Annotated in this window: 16 protein-coding genes; 8 read left to right on the top strand and 8 right to left on the bottom strand. The window is 70.7% G+C overall.

Going from position 1 to position 17467, the window contains the following annotated elements:
* Positions 1-26: 26 nt before the first annotated feature.
* Positions 27-797, bottom strand: a complete 771-nt coding sequence (locus ACIPYT_RS11200) for an isocitrate lyase/phosphoenolpyruvate mutase family protein (protein WP_401073774.1) — start codon at positions 795-797, stop codon at positions 27-29.
* Between the two features lie 68 nt (positions 798-865).
* Here ACIPYT_RS11200 and ACIPYT_RS11195 point away from each other — a divergent pair, with 68 nt between their 5' ends.
* Complete coding sequence (locus ACIPYT_RS11195; protein WP_401073771.1) at positions 866-2281, top strand: RNB domain-containing ribonuclease; 1416 nt, start codon at positions 866-868, stop codon at positions 2279-2281.
* Positions 2278-2985: a hypothetical protein gene (locus tag ACIPYT_RS11190; protein ID WP_401073769.1), complete on the top strand. Its 708-nt coding sequence runs from the start codon at positions 2278-2280 to the stop codon at positions 2983-2985. The genes ACIPYT_RS11195 and ACIPYT_RS11190 overlap by 4 nt, the downstream gene beginning before the upstream one ends.
* Positions 2986-3000: 15 nt before the next feature.
* Here ACIPYT_RS11190 and ACIPYT_RS11185 read toward each other — a convergent pair whose 3' ends face one another.
* From ACIPYT_RS11185 to ispG, 3 genes are all read right to left on the bottom strand, one after another.
* Positions 3001-3873 (bottom strand): hypothetical protein, encoded by an 873-nt coding sequence (locus ACIPYT_RS11185; RefSeq protein WP_401073766.1) that lies wholly within the window; start codon positions 3871-3873, stop codon positions 3001-3003.
* Positions 3874-3913: 40 nt separating this feature from the next.
* Positions 3914-4903, bottom strand: coding sequence for a hypothetical protein (locus ACIPYT_RS11180; protein WP_401073764.1), 990 nt, complete (start codon positions 4901-4903; stop codon positions 3914-3916).
* Positions 4904-4981: 78 nt separating this feature from the next.
* A complete protein-coding gene (gene ispG / locus ACIPYT_RS11175) occupies positions 4982-6112 on the bottom strand; it encodes a flavodoxin-dependent (E)-4-hydroxy-3-methylbut-2-enyl-diphosphate synthase (RefSeq protein ID WP_401073761.1) in 1131 nt (376 codons plus the stop codon).
* Positions 6113-6351: 239 nt separating this feature from the next.
* On the opposite strand from ispG, the gene ACIPYT_RS11170 reads away from it, so the two are divergent.
* Entirely contained in the window at positions 6352-8241 is a 1890-nt protein-coding gene (locus tag ACIPYT_RS11170) for a chorismate-binding protein (protein WP_401073759.1), read from the top strand.
* Between the two features lie 8 nt (positions 8242-8249).
* Here ACIPYT_RS11170 and ACIPYT_RS11165 read toward each other — a convergent pair whose 3' ends face one another.
* Positions 8250-9566: a M50 family metallopeptidase gene (locus ACIPYT_RS11165; protein WP_401073756.1), complete on the bottom strand. Its 1317-nt coding sequence runs from the start codon at positions 9564-9566 to the stop codon at positions 8250-8252.
* 81 nt (positions 9567-9647) lie between these two features.
* On the opposite strand from ACIPYT_RS11165, the gene ACIPYT_RS11160 reads away from it, so the two are divergent.
* From ACIPYT_RS11160 to ACIPYT_RS11150, 3 genes are all read left to right on the top strand, one after another.
* A complete protein-coding gene (locus ACIPYT_RS11160) occupies positions 9648-10220 on the top strand; it encodes a hypothetical protein (RefSeq protein ID WP_401073753.1) in 573 nt (190 codons plus the stop codon).
* A gap of 89 nt (positions 10221-10309) precedes the next feature.
* A complete protein-coding gene (locus ACIPYT_RS11155) occupies positions 10310-11002 on the top strand; it encodes a YcnI family protein (RefSeq protein WP_401073751.1) in 693 nt (230 codons plus the stop codon).
* Between the two features lie 141 nt (positions 11003-11143).
* Entirely contained in the window at positions 11144-12766 is a 1623-nt protein-coding gene (locus tag ACIPYT_RS11150; protein WP_401073748.1) for a Mur ligase family protein, read from the top strand.
* 42 nt (positions 12767-12808) lie between these two features.
* Here the strand turns inward: ACIPYT_RS11150 and dxr are convergent, their stop codons facing one another.
* The gene (dxr, locus tag ACIPYT_RS11145) at positions 12809-13891 is read right to left on the bottom strand and encodes a 1-deoxy-D-xylulose-5-phosphate reductoisomerase (protein ID WP_401073745.1); all 1083 of its coding nucleotides are present in this window, start codon (positions 13889-13891) and stop codon (positions 12809-12811) included.
* Positions 13892-13960: 69 nt separating this feature from the next.
* Positions 13961-14914 (bottom strand): FKBP-type peptidyl-prolyl cis-trans isomerase, encoded by a 954-nt coding sequence (locus ACIPYT_RS11140; RefSeq protein WP_401073742.1) that lies wholly within the window; start codon positions 14912-14914, stop codon positions 13961-13963.
* 124 nt (positions 14915-15038) lie between these two features.
* On the opposite strand from ACIPYT_RS11140, the gene ACIPYT_RS11135 reads away from it, so the two are divergent.
* The gene (locus ACIPYT_RS11135) at positions 15039-15818 is read left to right on the top strand and encodes a lysophospholipid acyltransferase family protein (protein ID WP_401073740.1); all 780 of its coding nucleotides are present in this window, start codon (positions 15039-15041) and stop codon (positions 15816-15818) included.
* A 55-nt stretch (positions 15819-15873) separates the two neighbouring features.
* On the opposite strand, the gene ACIPYT_RS11130 is transcribed toward ACIPYT_RS11135, so the two are convergent.
* A complete protein-coding gene (locus tag ACIPYT_RS11130) occupies positions 15874-16368 on the bottom strand; it encodes an OsmC family protein (RefSeq protein ID WP_401073737.1) in 495 nt (164 codons plus the stop codon).
* A gap of 98 nt (positions 16369-16466) precedes the next feature.
* Here ACIPYT_RS11130 and ACIPYT_RS11125 point away from each other — a divergent pair, with 98 nt between their 5' ends.
* Positions 16467-17462: an asparaginase gene (locus ACIPYT_RS11125; RefSeq protein WP_401073734.1), complete on the top strand. Its 996-nt coding sequence runs from the start codon at positions 16467-16469 to the stop codon at positions 17460-17462.
* Positions 17463-17467 lie beyond the last annotated feature (5 nt).

Genomic DNA, 17467 nt, shown 5'->3' with positions numbered 1-17467 from the left:
CCGGTGGCCACCCGTCCCCGCGACCGTCAGTTGAGGGCCGGGAGTCCCTGCGGGATCACGCCGCCCGCGTACAGGCTCGCGGCGAGCTCCTGCGTAGCCGTGAGCGCGACGCGCTGCGGCAGCGGGCCGTAGGAGATCCGGGCGACCCCGAGCTTCTCGTACTCCGATGCGGCGAGCGCACCCGGGAGACCGATCACGCTGACCTTGCCCTCGCCGATGCCGTCGACGAGCTGTCGCGTGACAGCGGCGTCGAGGATGCCGGGAACGAACACCGAGGTGGCGCCCGCGTCGATGAAGGCCTTGCCGCGCTGGATCGCGTCCGCGACGCCCTCCGCGATCGGACGGTGTCCCCCGCGCACGAGCGCGTCGGTGCGGGCGTTGAGCGCGAAGGGCACGCCCTCGGACTCGGCGGCCTTGACGATGGCCTCGACCGCCGCGACGGACTCGTCGAACGGCTTCAGGCGGTCTTCGACGTTCGCGCCGACGACACCGGCCTGGATCGCTAGACGGGTGGTCTCCCCCGCGTCGTCGTAGCCGTCGTCGAGGTCGGCGGTCACGGGCAGCGAGACGGATGCCGCGATGCGGCCCACCATGTCGATCATGACGTCGCGCGGCGTGGTGCCGTCGTCGCAGCCGAACGAGGCGGCGATGCCGTGTCCGGCGGTGGCGATCGCCTTCGTCTCGGGCAGCGCCGCGACGGCGCGCGCGGACACGACGTCCCACACGTTCACCACCCGGAGGATCTCCGGGGCTTCGTAGAGTCCGATGAGGGTCTTGGCCTTGTCTGCAGTGGTCATGCCTCCACGCTAACGCGGCAGCGACGGCAATGGGCCGCGGCGTCGGATCTCCCGCCTAGGGTGGGGACATGCCCCAGCGCCGCGCTCACGTCGCCCCGTCCGCCGCGCAGTCCGAGCTCGCCGCCGCACTCGCCGCACTCCGTCGATCTCTCGATGCGCCCGTGGACTTCCCCGCGGAGGTCCTCGCCGAGGCCGAGGCGTCGACGGCCACCGCGCCCGGCCTCGACCTTCGGGACATCCCCTTCGTCACGCTCGATCCGATGGGCTCACGCGACCTCGATCAGGCGTTCCACCTGGAGCGCCGTGGCGACGGGTACACCGTGCGCTACGCGATCGCGGACGTCCCCGGATTCGTGCGCCCGGGCGGCGCGGTCGATGCCGAGGCTCGGCGACGGGGGCAGACGCTGTACGCGGCCGACGGCACGATCCCCCTGCATCCGAGGGTGCTGAGCGAGGATCGCGCCTCGCTCCTGCCCGACCTCGAGCGGCCGGCGCTCGTATGGACCTTCGCGCTCGACGGCGCCGGTGTCGTGGAGGACTTCCGACTCGAACGGGCACTCATCCGCTCGCGCGCCCAGCTCGACTACGTCGCGACGCAGAGCGCGCTCGACCGGGGCGAGGACGGCCCCGCCGCACTGCTGCCCGAGATCGGAGCGCTGCGGATCGATCAGGAGCGCCTGCGCGGTGGTGCGAGCCTCAACCTGCCCGACGAGGAGGTCGTGCGCACACCCGGCGGCGGCTATGCGATCGAACGGCGGCACCCGCTCCCCGTCGAGGACTGGAACGCCCAGCTGTCGCTCATGACCGGAATGGCCGCGGCGTCGCTCATGCTCGACGCCCGCGTCGGCGTCCTGCGCACGATGCCGCAGCCCGATGAGAAGGCATTCGCGTCGTTCCGTCTACAGACCGAGGCGCTCGGTCGCCCCTGGACCGCGGGCCGGTACGGCGACTACCTCCGTGATCTCGATCGTGCCGATCCGCTGACCCTTCCGGTGCTCGAGGCCGCCGCCATGTTGTTCCGCGGGGCCGGGTACGTGACCTTCGACGGCTCGATTCCCGCCGAGACCGAGCAGGCCGCGATCGCCGCGCCCTATGCGCACGCCACCGCACCGCTGCGTCGGCTCGTGGACCGATGGTCGCTCGCGATCTGCCTCGCGGTGTCGCAGGGCGACGAGGTGCCGTCGTGGGTGCGCGACTCCCTCCCCGATGTCCCCGGCCTCATGCAGGAGTCGGGTCAGCGCGCCTCGAAGCTCGACTCCCAGACCGTCAACTGCGTCGAGGCCGCCCTCCTCACCCCGCTCGTCGGCACGGTCGTCGACGCGACCGTCGTCGAGGCGCGCGGCGAACGTGCCACAGTGCAGATCGCGGACCCCGCCGTCACGGCATCCGCGCCGATCCCGCCCGACACCGCAGCCGGATCGGTCATCCGCCTCCGCGTCGTCGCCACAGACATCGCCGCCGGCACGGTGGAGTTCGCCCTGTGACCTCTCACGAGACCTCGGCCCTCCTCGCCGCGTCCGAGAGCTTCATCGCCGCACGCTATCCCCGTGCCGCGATCGCGATCGTCGCGGGGAGCACCGGTCGAGGCGAGCGCACCGCGAGCAGTGACATCGACCTCCTGCTGCTCGGAGACGATATCTTCGACGGAGATGCGCAGAGCGAGGCCTCGACCCATGTCGTCGACGGCGAGGTGTTCGAGATCTTCGCCTACACTCACCGTGGCTTCGACGAATGGGCGCGGCGCAGTGTCGAGCAGCATCGGCCCGTGATCGTGCACATGCTGCTCGAGGGGCTGACGATCCGCGACGACGGACAGACGGAGACGCTTCGCGCGAGATGGCGCCCGGTGATCGATGCGGGTCCGACGCTGAGCGACGCCGACTCGCGCTTCCGTCGATACGTCATCACGGATGTGCTCGACGATCTCCGCGATGCGACCGATCCGCTCGAGCGCAGAGTCGAAGCATCCCTCCTCTTCGAGCGGACCGCGGAACTGATGCTCCTCGATGCAGGGCAGTGGATCGCCGCCGGCAAATGGCTGCCGCGCCGGCTCCGTGAGTTCGACCCGGTCCGCGCCGAACGGCTGAGCGCACCGCTGCTCGCCGACGACTTCGACCTCTTCGCGACGCGAGTCGATCAGGAGCTGGAGCGCGCCGGCGGGCGCGTGCAGGGCGGCTTCGTGCGCTGAGCGCAGGTGCGGCTCTCAGGCGGGTACTGCCGTGGTCGTCATGACGAGGAGCTGCGGGTCGCTGAGATCCAGGTCGACCGCGATTGACGCGAACTCGGCGAGGGATGCCGCGTGCGTGCCACCGCACAGGATCTCGGCCGTTCCCTCCGGGAGCTCGCACTGCCAGGTACGGCGGTCGACGATGGTCGGCCCTGACGGCACGACGCGGCTCGGTGCGGCGGACGCGACCCAGCCGGCGAGCGTCGCGTTGATCGCGTCGACCCGCTCGCCGAGAGTGGCGGCGAACGTCTCGGTGTCGAACCCGGCGCGACGCAGGCTCTTGCCGAGACGGTACTCGTCGACCGCGCCGTCTTCGTGGATGCGGCTCGACTGGTTCGCTCTGCCCTCGAAGTCGGGAGCACCCAGTGCATCGACGCCCGGGTCTTTGCGCCACAGGTCGGCGAGCGCGAGATCGAGGGCGAGGGATGCCAGGTGGCAGGCGGTGTGACCACGGCTGAGACCCGCGCGTCGGGATGCGTCGACCGTCAGATCGACCTCGGCACCCGGGACGAGCCAGGCGGGCACCCCGCCCTCGATCGGGTGCGCCACGAGCCATGTCCAGCCGTCCACGCCCCTCTTCACCGGGATCGCGCCTCCCACGGCGAGCACGCCCTCATCCGACACAGCCGCCATCACGGCCTCCGCCACCCGCACTGACGCGCCATCGAGGGAGATCGCACCGCTGTCGCCCGGCTGATCGGGCCAGGTGTGGTCGACCGGGTGGAACGGTGTCCGATCCACGACGATCACCGTGCCGGCATCCGCGTCGTCGACCCGCTGCACCACCCCGGTGCCCCGCACCGCCCCTCCGGCGAACGAGACGACGGTGGACGAAGCAGGAACGGTCACGACGTCAACTCTCGCACAGCCCCTGCGCGGTCGACCGACCTCAGGCTTCCAGCGCGCTCAGCACCGCCGCGAGGATCGGCGCATCTAGCGCCGTCGCTCCGTCCCAGTCGCCCCGAAGGATCGACACGAGGTTGACACCGTCCGACCCGAGGATCAGGCCTGGGTTACCGTCCAGGGGGTACTGCTCCCCCGCATACGCGAACGTCCGTCCATCGACATCCACGCGCTGCGACGGGTCGAGAGCCAGCACCGAATCGAGGCCTCCGCCCGCACCCGCGTCGAGATGGATCGTCGCCGTCCGCTGCTCGCCCTGGATCGTCACATCGATCGTGCAGCCGCGCGCGCGGGGGCCGTCGACGAACACCGGACCGGGCACCGGACGATCGTCGGTCGCCGTCGACGGCACGCCCGCCTCGGAGAGGGCGGATGCGAGCTGCTCGCACGTCACGACCGGCAGCCACCACCCGGCGAGGTCGCCGGCCATCGGCGTCGGATACTCGGAGACGCGCTCGCCGATCCCCGCGAGGACGGGGCGCATGCGCTCGATCTGCTCGGCGGACCAGTCGGAGTAGACCTGCACCCCGACCCACGTGTCGCCGAACACCTGAGAGATCGTGCAGAACGGCTCCTCCGTCTCGCAGGAGTTCGACGCGTCCCCGGACACGTAGGCGGGGTCGAGCACCGCCGCGGGATACGCCCACACGGTCGCGAAGCCCGAGAGGTACTGGTCCGAGGTCCATGCGCAGCGGACGCCACCCATGCCGGCATCCGCGCCGTCGACCCACGCGGCCTCCCAGAACGACATGTCCTCGCCCATGCCTGCAGCGATCTCCGCCGTGTCGACCACGGCGGCGCAGTCGCCCCCGAACGCGGGGACGGGTCCGGTCGGCGTGGGTTCCGGCGTCGACGTCGCCGATGCGGTGGGTGTCTGCGTGGGAGTCGGTTCGGGCTCGGGGGCGCACGCGGAGAGGGCGATCACCGCGCCGAGGATCATCGCGGACGACAGGGACGCGCGGAGGATGCGGTGCATGCCTCGAGCCTAGGAGCGGGCCTCGCACCCTTCGGTGAACGCCCCGTCACGGAAACGCAACGAAACGTCGTGTCGATCTCAGGCGGTGACGACCTGCGCGGTGCCGAGCGGCGCGTCCGGCCCCATGTCGGCCGCGATGCGATTCGCCTCCTCGATCAGCGTCGCGACGATGTCGGCCTCCGGCACGGTCTTGATGACCTCGCCCTTCACGAAGATCTGGCCCTTGCCGTTGCCCGATGCGACGCCGAGGTCGGCCTCGCGGGCTTCGCCCGGACCGTTCACGACGCAGCCCATGACGGCGACGCGGAGCGGCACGGTCATGTCCTTGAGCCCCTCGGTGACGTTCTCCGCGAGCGTGTAGACGTCGACCTGTGCGCGCCCGCACGACGGGCACGAGACGATCTCGAGCTTGCGCTCGCGCAGGTTCAGCGACTGCAGGATCTGGTGTCCGACCTTGACCTCCTCAGCCGGAGGCGCCGAGAGCGAGACGCGGATCGTGTCGCCGATGCCCTCGCCCAACAGGATGCCGAAGGCCGTGGCGCTCTTGATCGTGCCCTGGAACGCCGGGCCGGCCTCCGTGACGCCGAGGTGCAGCGGCCAGTCGCCGCGCTCGGCGAGCTGGCGGTACGCCTTGACCATCACGATCGGGTCGTTGTGCTTGACCGAGATCTTGAAGTCGTGGAAGTCGTGCTCCTCGAACAGCGATGCTTCCCAGACGGCGCTCTCGACGAGTGCCTCGGCGGTGGCCTTGCCGTACTTCGCGAGGAGGCGGCGATCGAGTGAGCCCGCATTGACGCCGATGCGCAGGGACACGCCCGCGGCCTTGGCCGCTTCGGCGATCTTGCCGACGTTGCCGTCGAACTCGCGGATGTTGCCGGGGTTCACGCGCACCGCGCCGCATCCGGCGTCGATCGCGGTGTAGATGTAGCGCGGCTGGAAGTGGATGTCGGCGATCACCGGGATCTGGCTCTTCATCGCGATGATCTTGAGCGCGTCCGCGTCGTCCTGGTGCGGCACGGCCACGCGGACGATCTCGCATCCGGATGCCGTCAGCTCGGCGATCTGCTGGAGCGTCGCGTTGATGTCCGTCGTCTTGGTCGTCGTCATGGACTGCACCGTGACGGGAGCGTCGCCGCCGACGAGAACCTTGCCGACCTTGATCTGGCGGGACTTGCGTCGCGGGGCGAGGACCTCGGGGACCTTCGGCATCCCAATATTCACTGCTGGCACACGCTCAGCCTACGCCGCCTGGATGCATAGCGGCTGGATGCGCCCAGGCGTCATTCGCCCGTGGCCGCGTGCCTCCGTGTGATAGTTTCGGCCCATGCTCGCGAACCTCACCTGGTGGCCCGCCTCCTAGGCGGTGTGTTCGCGTTCCCACGAATCCAGACCGCCTCCGGGGCGGTCTTTTCGTTGAGCCGAGCCGGAGCCACGCACAGGAGACCCCGATGACCCTCTCTCGCCTCGCCGAGCTCGCTGCCGACCCCGAGGCGTCGTTCGTCCTCATCGCCCGGGACGGCGCCGACACGGTCGAGCTGCTCACCGGCGAGATCGTCGACGTCGACCTGCTCGCCGACATCCCGCTGACGATCGACGGCAGGGCCCGCGAGGTCTTCGCGATGGTCCCCTACCGCCAGGTGCGCGAGCGCGGCTTCGTCGCGCAGGACGACGGGGCCCCACTGCGCTGCCTGATCGTCGACGAGCACGTCGGCATCCCCGCGCCGGAGGTGATCGCGGCGTTGCCCGCCGACGGCATCCCGCTGCGTGGCGGCGGCTTCGACGTCTCCGACGCCGACTACGCCGAGATCGTCGAGACCGTCATCGCCGACGAGATCGGCCGCGGCGAGGGCGCCAACTTCGTGATCCGCCGCGACTACACCGCCGACATCGACGTCGACGACCGCACGGCCGCCCTCACCTGGTTCCGGGCCCTGCTCGCCCACGAACGCGGGGCGTACTGGACGTTCGCGGTCGTCACCCCCGGCCACATCGCCGTCGGAGCCAGCCCCGAGGCGCACGTCGTCGCGCGCGACGGCATCGTCACCATGAACCCGATCTCCGGCACCTTCCGTCATCCCGCCGGCGGATCCACGCGCGAGACGCTCACGGAGTTCCTGTCGTCGACCAAGGAGACCGAGGAGCTCTTCATGGTCGTCGACGAAGAGCTCAAGATGATGAGCGCCGTGTGCTCCGACGGCGGACGCATCACGGGCCCGCATCTCAAGGAGATGTCGCGCCTCACCCACACCGAGTACATGCTCCGCGGGCGCAGCCGCCTCGATCCGCGCGACATCCTGCGCGAGACGATGTTCGCGCCGACCGTCACCGGCTCGCCGATGCAGAACGCCTGCGCCGTGATCCGCCGTCACGAGATCAAGCCCCGCGGGTACTACTCCGGGGTCGCCGCGCTGTTCACGCCGAACGACGACGGCGGGCACGATCTCGACGCTCCCATCCTGATCCGTACGGTGTACGTGCAGAACGGCTCGCTGAGCGTGCCGGTGGGCGCGACTCTCGTACGTCATTCCGACCCGCACGGCGAGGTCTCCGAGACCCACGGCAAGGCCGCAGGCGTGCTGGGAGCGATCGGGGCGATCGACCGCGACCGCGCCGCGGAGGCCCGGAAGGATGCCGACGCCGACGAGCCCGGAGCACGGCAGTCCCTCGCGGACGATCCCGCGATCGCCGTACTGCTCGCCTCGCGCAACGCGCGGCTCGCCGAGTTCTGGCTGAACCCGCAGGGCGAGGACTTCTCGGGCCCGTTCGCCGGCCGCAGCGCCCTGGTCGTCGATGCCGAGGACCGCTTCACGACGATGCTCGCCCATCAACTGCGCCACCTCGGACTCGACGTCACGATCGCGCCGTGGAGCGCGGCGCAGGATGACGATGTCGATGCCGCAGACCTGGTGGTCGCCGGGCCCGGACCGGGCGACCCCCGCGATGACGCGAGCGACCGGATCGCACGGATGCGCGACATCGTGCGCCGCCGGATCGACGCGGAGCGCCCCCTCCTCGCGGTGTGCCTGAGCCACCAGATCCTCGCCGACCGCTTCGGCATCGAGCTCACTCCGCTGGACGCACCGCACCAGGGCCTGCAGAAGTCGGTCCCGGTGTTCGGCGAGGACGCGTCGATCGGGTTCTACAACACCTTCACGGCGCGCGTGGCGCCGGGTACGACGCGCACGGGCGACATCGAGGTGTCTGCGGATCCGGCCACGGGTGACGTGTACGCCCTCGCCGGCCCCCGTCTCGCCTCCGTCCAGGGGCACCTGGAGTCGATCCTGTCGCGCGACGGCATCCGCACCCTCCACCGGCTCGTGGAACGCGCGCTCGCCTGACCCTCGCGTCAGCCGCCGAGGAGGTCGACGGGGTTGAACACGTCGGCGATCAGCAGCAGCGCACCCATCGCGATCAACAGCGTCGCGACGACGACCGTCAACGGCACGAGGCGCGTCGCATCGACGGGCGCAGGAGGCGGCCGACGGAACAGCCGCGCCCATGCTCGCCGGATGCCGTCCCACAGCGCGACCACGATGTGACCGCCGTCGAGCGGAAGCAGCGGGATCAGGTTGAACACGAACAGGGCCACGTTCAGCGAACCCAGCAGCCCCAGGAGCACGGCGAAGCGGTTGAGCACGGGGGCGTCCGTCGCCGCGACCTCGCCGGCGATCCGGCCGACGCCCACGACGCTGAGCGGTCCGTTCGGATCACGCTCACCGCCCGTGACGAGCGAGACGCCGATGTCCCACAGGCGCACGGGAAGCGTGACGATCATCGACCCCACGCGCGCGACCGTGTCACCGGTCATCTCGGGTCCGGCCGAGAGGGGCTGCGGCACGAAGCCCATCTGGGCGCCCATCCCGACGTACCCGACCTCCTTCACGACGGGATCGCCCGCGTCATCGAGAACGGGCTGCCCGCTCGCATCCGTGATCGTGCGCTCCGCCGTGACAGGCGTGATGCGCAGCGTCTGCTCGGCGCCGTCGCGCCGCACCACCACGTCGAGGGTCTCACCCGGAGCGGCCTGCACGATCGCCGTCGCCTCGGCGAACGTCGTCACCGCCGTGCCGTCGATCGAGACCAGCACGTCGCCCGGCATGACGCCCGCCTCCGCCGCGGGAGTCGCCGGGTCATCGGGAGCGCACTCGGTGGCGGTCGACCCGGCGGGGAGCACGCACTCGCTCACGGAGGCGATCGTGGTCGTGCCCTGCTGCACGCCGATGCCCGACACGAGCACCGTGAAGATCACGAGTGCGAGCAGCAGGTTCATGAGCGGCCCGCCGAGCATCACGATCACGCGCTTCCACACCGGCAGGCGGTAGAACACGCGGTCCTCCGCGCCTTCGGCGATCGTCTCGTCGTTCGCGGTGCGCGCGTCCTGCACGAGCGCACGGAAGACGCCCTTCGCGGGTCCCGCGGACGTCGAGGCCGGGTACATCCCCGACATCGAGATGAACCCGCCGAGCGGAAGGAGCTTGAAGCCGTACTCGGTCTCGCCGATCCGCTTCGACCAGAGACGCGGGCCGAAACCGATCATGTACTGCCCGACGCGCACGCCGAACAGCTTCGCCGGGAGGAGGTGACCGACCTCGTGCAGCCCGATCGACAGGCCGAGGCCGACCAGCATGAACACGATGCCACCCAGATAGAGCAGTGCTTCCACTCCCCCACGGTACTGGGCGCCGCCTAGGAATCAGCCCACATGCCGTCGGATGCCGCGCGCGTGCCGCACTAGGGTTGATCCGTGACCTCCCGCCAGCTGCGACTCGTGCGCGCAGCGGCGGCATCCGCGGTCGCGACAGTGCTCGCGGCCGTGTCGCACACGGTCGTCGGAGGTGCGGTCCCACACCCTCTCCTCGTCGTCGCGATGACGGCGCTCCTCGTGCCGCTCTCCGCCCTTCTGATCGGCGCTCGCACGTCCCGGACCCGGGTCGCGCTCGTGGTGCTCGTGTCGCAGTCCGCGTTCCACGGCGTCTTCGCCCTGCTCGGTGCTCCCGCCGCCGGAGCGACCGTGATCGGGCATCAGCATCACCTCGACCTCTCGGTGTTCGGACCGGCCGTCGCCGTCGCCGCCCCGGATGCCGCGATGCTCGCCGCGCACGTCGTCGCAGCCCTCGTCACCACAGCGCTGCTGTGCCACGGCGAGTCGATGATCCGCGCGATCGCTCGATGGATCGTCGCCCGCCTGCGTCTCCGTGTCGCATCCGTCCGACTTCCGCATCGTCATCGCCTCCTCCTCGACTCGCAGACGACCCCGCGAATCGAATCGGGACTATCGGCATCGCTCTCGCGCCGAGGACCACCCGCCCCGGTCTGATCACCATCCGGCGCCGTCTCGCTCGAGGCGGTGCCTTCCCGCGGTTGCGCGCGCATCGGCGCGCCCGCACATCAGACCCAGGAGCACACATGAACATCGACGTCACCCCTCGCACCACTCGCCGTCGCACCCTCGTCGCCGGCCTCGTCGGAGGAGCCGTCCTGGCCCTCGCGGTGCCGACCATGGCCAGCGCGCACGTCGGAGTGAGTCCCGACGAGCTCGTGGCCGGCGATCACGGCACACTCACCTTCTCGTTCTCGCACGGCTGCGAGGACTCGCCCACCACGGCGCTGCGCATCACGATGCCGGAGGGCCTGGCATCGGTCGCGCCGACCATCGACGCCGACTGGACCATCGACGTCGAGCGCGGCGACGACGGTCTGGTGAGCGCCGTCACGTACACCGCGCTGACACCGGTGCCCAACGGCCTCCGCGGTGCCGTCACGCTCGGGATCGGGCTCGATGACAGCACCCCCGACACCCTCGTCTTCCCGGTCGTGCAGACCTGCGTCACGGGGAGCACCGAATGGACGCAGGTCGCGGAGGACGGCGAAGACCCGCACAGCCTCGACGCGCCCGCGCCCGTGGTGTCGGTGGTCGAGGGCTCCGCTGCGCACGGCGGCCACGAGGACGCGGATGCGGATGCCGACGCCGCCGACGCCGCCGCTGCTGCGGCCGATCAGGGGCAGAACGCCCTCGGCACCGCTTTCGGCGCAGGCGGACTCGTCGCCGGGGTCGCCGCCCTGGTGGTCGCGATCCTGGCGTACCGACGACGCGTGTGAGCTGACGCGCGTTCCCTCGCGTCGTCCGGGCGCGAGGGAACGCGGGGGCGCCCGTCGCCTCCCGCAACGATCGTCGCTCCTCGGCGCTGCGACGTGCCGCGCCCCAGCTCGACGGCCTCGGCGTGAGATCATGGAGGCGACATGTCGATTGAACAGCAACCGAGCCTGCCGCCCGTGCTCCGCCCCGCGAACCCGCCCCGGCGTGAGCTGTCCGAACTCGCCTCCCGATTCGCCCGCGACGTGCGCGGCAATGCCGACGGACTGACCCTGACCGGGATCACCCTCGCCACGGCCGACCTCCGCCCCGGAGAGGCCTTCGTCGCGATCCAGGGCGTCAACCGTCACGGCGCGGAGTTCGCTCCGATCGCCGCGGAGAAGGGCGCGGTCGCGATCATCACCGACGAGGCCGGCGCAGCGATCGCAGCCCCCGCTGGGCTGCCGATCCTGGTCGTCGACGATCCTCGAGGCGTGCTCGGCGAGCTGAGCGCCTGGGTGTACGGAACCGGTGCCGACGACGAGCTGCCCCTGCTGTTCGCGACCACCGGGACCAACGGCAAGACGAGCGTCTCGCACCTGCTCGAGGGCATCCTCGATCAGATCGGCGTCGTCACGGGTCTGTCGTCCACGGCCGAGCGGCACATCGCGGGCGACGTGATCGTCTCGCGGCTCACGACCCCCGAGGCATCGGAGATGCACGCCCTGCTGGCTCTCATGCGCGAGCGTGCGGTCGAGGCCGTCGCCGTCGAGGTCAGCGCGCAGGCGCTCTCACGGCACCGCGTCGACGGCATCCTGTTCGACGTCGCCGGATTCACGAATCTCAGCCACGACCACCTCGACGACTACGCCGATATGGAGGAGTACTTCGAGGCGAAGCTGCCGCTGTTCCGCCCCGATCGCTCCGTCCGTGCCGTCGTGTGCCTCGATTCGCCGTCGGGCGCGATCGTCGCCCAGCGCGCCGAGGTCCCCGTCGTGACGGTCGCGACGCCGGCCATCGCCGCTGATCCCGCGGCCGCGTCATCAGCCGACTGGACCGTCACGATCGACGACGAACGTGCCGCAGGCACGACGTTCACTCTGAGCGGCCCGTCAGGTTCACTCACGACGACGGTTCCGGTGATCGGACCCCACATGGCGGCGAACGCCGCTCTCGCGATCGTGATGCTGCTCGAAGGCGGCTACGCCTGGGAGCGGATCGTCTCGGCTCTCGAGCGTGACGGCGGCATCCACGCGCACCTGCCGGGTCGCACACAGCTCGTCTCGGGCGAGAAGGGGCCGGCGGTCTTCGTCGACTTCGGGCACTCCCCCGACGCGTTCGAGAAGACGCTCGCCGCCGTGCGCCGCGTCACCCCCGGCCGGGTGCTCATGCTGTTCGGGGCTGACGGCGACCGCGACGCGAGCAAGCGCTACGACATGGCGCGCACCGCAGTCGAGGGCAGCGACATCCTCGTGGTCACCGACCACCACCCGCGCTTCGAGGACCCGGACTCCATCCGCGCCACGCTCGTCGCCGGAGCGAGGGCGGCGCGACCGGATGCCGAGATCCACGAGTTCTCACCCCCGGAGCGCGCGATCGTCGAGGCCGTGGGCATGGTCGGCGACGGGGACGCGATCCTGTGGGCGGGTCCCGGCCACCAGGACTACCGCGACATCCGTGGCGCCCGCACGCCCTACTCGGCGCGCGAGCTCGCCCGACGAGCGCTCAAGGCAGCCGGCTGGCCCGTGCCCGACTCGGCCTGGCCCGTTCCCTACCCGGCCGAGGACTGAGGCAGCGGGCGACACCCGCTGCCCCTCCGCCTCGATCGACGGTCAGCCCTTGGCGATGAGGGCGTCCGCGGTGCGACGCGCCCATGCCTCCGCCTCTGCGAGCGATGCGACCGTCAGCGTGGACGGCGGCTCGTGGGCGTCGACCACGCGCGCGATCGTGTCGACGATGCCGAGGAACGTCAGGCGCCCCTCGTGGAACGCCGTGACGGCCTGCTCGTTCGCGGCGTTGTAGACGGCGGGGAAGGTCGCGCCTGCGCGCCCGACGGCCTTCGCGAGGGCGACCGACGGGAACGCCGCGTCGTCGAGCGGCTCGAAGGTCCACGAGGTCGCGCGCGTCCAGTCCAGAGGGCGCCCCACGCCGCCCACGCGCTGCGGCCAGTCCAGGCCGAGCGAGATGGGAAGACGCATGTCCGGGGGCGACGCCTGCGCGATCGTGGAGCCGTCGACGAACTCGACCATCGAGTGCACGATGGATTGGGGGTGCACGACGACCTCGATGTCGTCGTACGCGATGTCGAAGAGGAGGTGGGCCTCGATGACCTCGAGTCCCTTGTTCACGAGCGTCGCCGAATTCGTCGTGACCATGCGGCCCATGTCCCATGTCGGATGCGCGAGAGCCTCCTGCGGGGTCACCTCGGCCATCTCGGCGCGCGTGCGTCCGCGGAACGGACCCCCCGACGCTGTCACGACCAATCGGCGGACCTCATCGTGCGTGCCGCTGCGGAGTGCCTGCGCGAGCGCGGAGTGCTCGGAATCGACGGGGACGATCTGGTCGGGAGCCGCGGCGGCGAGAACGAGGTCGCCGCCGACGATCAGCGACTCCTTGTTGGCGAGGGCGAGTGTGCGCCCCGCCTTCAACGCGGCCAGTGTCGAGCCCAGGCCGATCGACCCGGTGATCGCGTTGAGCACCACGTCGGCGTCGACGTCTCGGACGAGCTGCTCGGCCTGTTCCGCACCGAGCGCGGTGTCCTCCACCTGGAACAGCTCGGCCTGCTCCGCCATCATCGCGGCGTTGCTGCCGGCTGCGAGACCCACGAGCTCGAAGCGCCGGGGGTTCGCCCGGATCACCTCGAGCGCCTGAGTGCCGATGGAGCCGGTGGAGCCGAGGACGATGATGCGACGCATGTCGTCAGCCTATGGCACCACCCGCAGCATGCACGGCGTCGTACGCCGGGCGGCGGGTGGCGCCGCGGGTCACTGCTGCGCGACGGCCTTCTGGTTCGCGAGGATGTCGATCACGAAGACGAGCGTCTTCCCGGCGAGCTCGTGCTCGCTGGAGCCCGCTTCGCCATAGCCGAGCGCCGGCGGGATGACCACGAGAACCTGGGAGCCGACCTTCTGGCCCTCCAGCGCCTCGATGAACCCTTCGACGTACGTGTTGCCGTCGATGGAGATCGGGGCGCCGTTCTTCCAGGACGAGTCGAAGCTGTCCCCGGTCTCCCAGTCCACCCCGTAGTACTGCAGCAGCGTCGTGTCGCCGGCCGCCACGGCGGGGCCGTCGCCCTGCTTCAGCACCGAGATCTTCAGGTCGGTCGGAGCGTCGCCGTCGGGCATCGTGACATCGGGCTGCCCGTCGTCGGCGAGCGTCACCTCGGGCATCCCCTCGACGGGCTCCTGCTCCTCGCCCCAGGCGGCGAGCGGGGTCACGCCGAGGACGTCGACGACGTAGAACGCGGCGTTCGCGGTGTCGGTCCCCGGGAACGCGACCGAGAGACGCGTGCCCACGGTGGCGCATCCGAGGATCTGGCCGAGGGCCGTGTCAGCGGTGACCGGGCTCGGCAGCATGTCGTCGGGGGCGTACCCCGCGTCGCCGATGCGCTCTCCGGTGGTCGCGTCGAATGCGCTCAGCGCGTACCGCACGTACTCACCGGCGGCGATCTCCTCGCCGTCGCCCTCCGTCACCACGGTGCGCTGGATCTCGTCGACCTTCTGGTCGAGATCGAACGTCGCGGTCGACACCTCGCCGACCGCGCCCTCGACGGAGACGCTGTCGGAGGCGGCCCCGGAGGCTGCGGCCGCCGAGCAGAGGTCGGCTCCCGCACCGTCGGTCGGCGTCGCGGTCGGGTCGTCCCCGCCCCCCGAGCAGCCCGCCAGGAGCAGAGTCGCGGCGGCGATGGTGGACAGGACGATGAGCGGGCGCTTGCGCACAGTGAGACCTCAGGGTTCGCGGGCGGGACACCCCATCATCCCCTATCGCCCTTTGTTCGCGCTGGGAGGCGCGCGCTGTCGCTTCATTCCCGCGGCAGCATGAATCCGGCGGTACTCTTCTCTGATGACGTCAGCGCAGTCCGTGGAGTCCGATCCGTCGCCCGAGGACACGGCGAAGCCGCGGCACGCGGGATTCGCCTATGCGCTCGGTCGCAGCCTGATCACGCCGCTCGCACGCGGCGTGTGCCGTCCGCGCATCGAGGGCCGCGAGAACGTGCCTCGCAGCGGCGCCGTCATCTTCGCGAGCAACCATCTGTCGTTCATCGACTCCATCGCGATCCCCGTCGCGGCACCGCGCCCCGTGCACTTCCTCGCGAAGTCGAGCTACTTCGAGGGCACCGGACTCAGCGGCTGGCTGAGCAAGACGTTCTTCCAGTCGATCGGCGCCATTCCCGTGCGCCGCGGTGCGGGCCAGGCGGCGCTGGATGCCCTCGACCTCCAGCGTCAACTGCTCGACGAAGGTCTCGCGGTCGCGCTCTACCCCGAGGGGACCCGATCGACCGACGGTCGCCTCTACAAGGGACGCACCGGTGTCGCCTTCCTCGCGCTGCAGACGGGTGCCCCCGTCGTTCCGGTCGGTCTCGTCGGCACCGACAAGGTCATGCCGGTCGGCGCCAAGCTCCCGACTCTGAAGGAGCGCATCACGGTGCGCTTCGGCGAGCCCCTCGACCTGTCGCCGCACGGCCCGGCCGAGAGCGGACGGGCCCGCCGCCTCGCGACCGACGAGATCATGGCGGCGATCCACGCCCTCTCGGGTCAGGAGCTCGCCGGGGCGTACAACGAAGCCCCCGCGCAGGGGACGATCGAGAAGATCAAGCAGGCGCTGCCGCACGAACGCCGATAGGCGCCGGGGCGTTCGTCATCGTCTGCGAGCCTCTATCGTCACCGGTCCCGCGTCGTCACCGGTGCAGGGCGGAGACCGTCGCCTCGTGTCGCACGGGGAAGTTCATCGAGTTGGCGATGAAACACCACTCGTTCGCCTGGGCGTGCGCCTTCTCGGCGGCGTCGATCATGGAGGCGTCCGCGACGACCACCTGGGGGCGCAGCATGACCTCGACGAACGCCCCTCCCCCTGCGCCGTTCTCGCGCATGAGTCCGGATGCGTCGTCACGGTACGAGACGACCACGACCCCGGCGGTCACGCAGGCATGCAGGTACGACAGCAGGTGGCACTGCGAGAGCGAAGCGAGCAGCATGTCCTCGGGGTTCCAGCGGGACGGGTCGCCGCGGAACGGCTTGTCGGCTGAGGCGAGGACATCGGGCTTGCCGTCCACGGCGAGCGTGACATCTCGCCGATACTCGCGGTACCCGCTCGTGCCGGTGCCGGTGTTGCCCGTCCAGGTCGCGGTCAGCGCGTAGTGGTGATCGCCGAGCGCATGCGAGGTCTGTGCCATAGCGTCAGTCTGCCACCCGGCGGGGCGCGGCACGCCCGGGCATGCCGCGATCGGGCCCGGACCACGCGTCGCACCGGAGACGACGATATCCTGGGGTGGTGCTCGAGACTCTCACCGTTCAGGATGCCGTGGAACTCGCCGTCGTCGAACGGAGCGGCTTCGTCGAGTCCCGTCATGCGGGGGCCGCGGTCGTCCTGTCCCCGGACGGCGAGGTCGTATCGCGGTATGGCGACCCCGATGCGCTGATCCTCCCCCGATCGAGCCTCAAGCCTCTGCAGGCGGTCGCCTGCATCACGGCTGGCGCAGTGCTCGAAGGCGAGCAGCTCGCCCTCGCGACGGCGAGCCATGTCGGTACGGATCGGCATGCGGCCGTCGTCCGCGACGTGCTCACGGCCGGCGGTCTCACTGAAGACGACCTGGAGTGTCCTCCCGCCTGGCCGAGCGATACGGCGACCCGCGACGAGATGGTGCGCGAGCACGGCCAGCAGGAGCGGATCCGCATGAACTGCTCCGGCAAGCACGCGGCCATGCTCCGCGCCTGCGTCGCCACCGGCTGGCCGACGCGCGGATATCTCGAGCCCTCCCACCCGCTGCAGGCGCATATCCGCGACGTGATCGAGCGGCTCACCGGTGAGAAGATCGCCCACACAGCGATCGACGGATGCGGGGCACCGGTTCATGCGATCACGCTGACGGGCCTCGCACGGTCCATCCACCGCATCGGGACCGCCTCCGATCGCTCCCCGTTCGCCCTGCATCGTGTCGCCGGCTCGCTCGTACGTGCGGTGCGCGAGAACCCGTGGACGATCGAAGGCCCTTCCCGTCCCGACACGATCGCTATCGAGACCCTCGGCGTCTTCGCGAAGGGCGGTGCTGAGGGCGTCATGGTCATGGTCGCCCCGAACGGCACGACGGTCGCCCTCAAGATGCTCGACGGCGGCGCCCGCGCGTCCACGGTCGTCGCAGCCACCCTCCTCGCCCGCGCCGGAGCGATCAGCGATGCCGACCTCGCCACGCTGACGGCTGCACTGCCCCTGGACGTGCTCGGCGGTGGAGGCGTGGTCGGAACGGTCCGCCCCGGCTCCGGAATCTGATCCGC

This window comes from Microbacterium sp. NPDC089695, assembly GCF_044749085.1.
Lineage (GTDB): Bacteria > Actinomycetota > Actinomycetes > Actinomycetales > Microbacteriaceae > Microbacterium.
The sequence above is the reverse complement of the archived record's forward strand: the minus strand, read 5'-3'. Positions and strand labels throughout refer to the sequence as shown.

Excerpts from the sequence above, each read along its gene's own strand:
- ACIPYT_RS11200 (WP_401073774.1), bottom strand. The coding sequence starts at position 797 with ATGACCACTGCAGACAAGGCCAAGACCCTCATCGGACTCTACGAAGCC.
- ACIPYT_RS11195 (WP_401073771.1), top strand. The coding sequence starts at position 866 with ATGCCCCAGCGCCGCGCTCACGTCGCCCCGTCCGCCGCGCAGTCCGAG.
- ACIPYT_RS11180 (WP_401073764.1), bottom strand. The coding sequence starts at position 4,903 with ATGCACCGCATCCTCCGCGCGTCCCTGTCGTCCGCGATGATCCTCGGC.
- ispG (WP_401073761.1), bottom strand. The coding sequence starts at position 6,112 with ATGCCGAAGGTCCCCGAGGTCCTCGCCCCGCGACGCAAGTCCCGCCAG.
- ACIPYT_RS11170 (WP_401073759.1), top strand. The coding sequence starts at position 6,352 with ATGACCCTCTCTCGCCTCGCCGAGCTCGCTGCCGACCCCGAGGCGTCG.
- ACIPYT_RS11155 (WP_401073751.1), top strand. The coding sequence starts at position 10,310 with ATGAACATCGACGTCACCCCTCGCACCACTCGCCGTCGCACCCTCGTC.
- ACIPYT_RS11150 (WP_401073748.1), top strand. The coding sequence starts at position 11,144 with ATGTCGATTGAACAGCAACCGAGCCTGCCGCCCGTGCTCCGCCCCGCG.
- dxr (WP_401073745.1), bottom strand. The coding sequence starts at position 13,891 with ATGCGTCGCATCATCGTCCTCGGCTCCACCGGCTCCATCGGCACTCAG.
- ACIPYT_RS11135 (WP_401073740.1), top strand. The coding sequence starts at position 15,039 with ATGACGTCAGCGCAGTCCGTGGAGTCCGATCCGTCGCCCGAGGACACG.
- ACIPYT_RS11130 (WP_401073737.1), bottom strand. The coding sequence starts at position 16,368 with ATGGCACAGACCTCGCATGCGCTCGGCGATCACCACTACGCGCTGACC.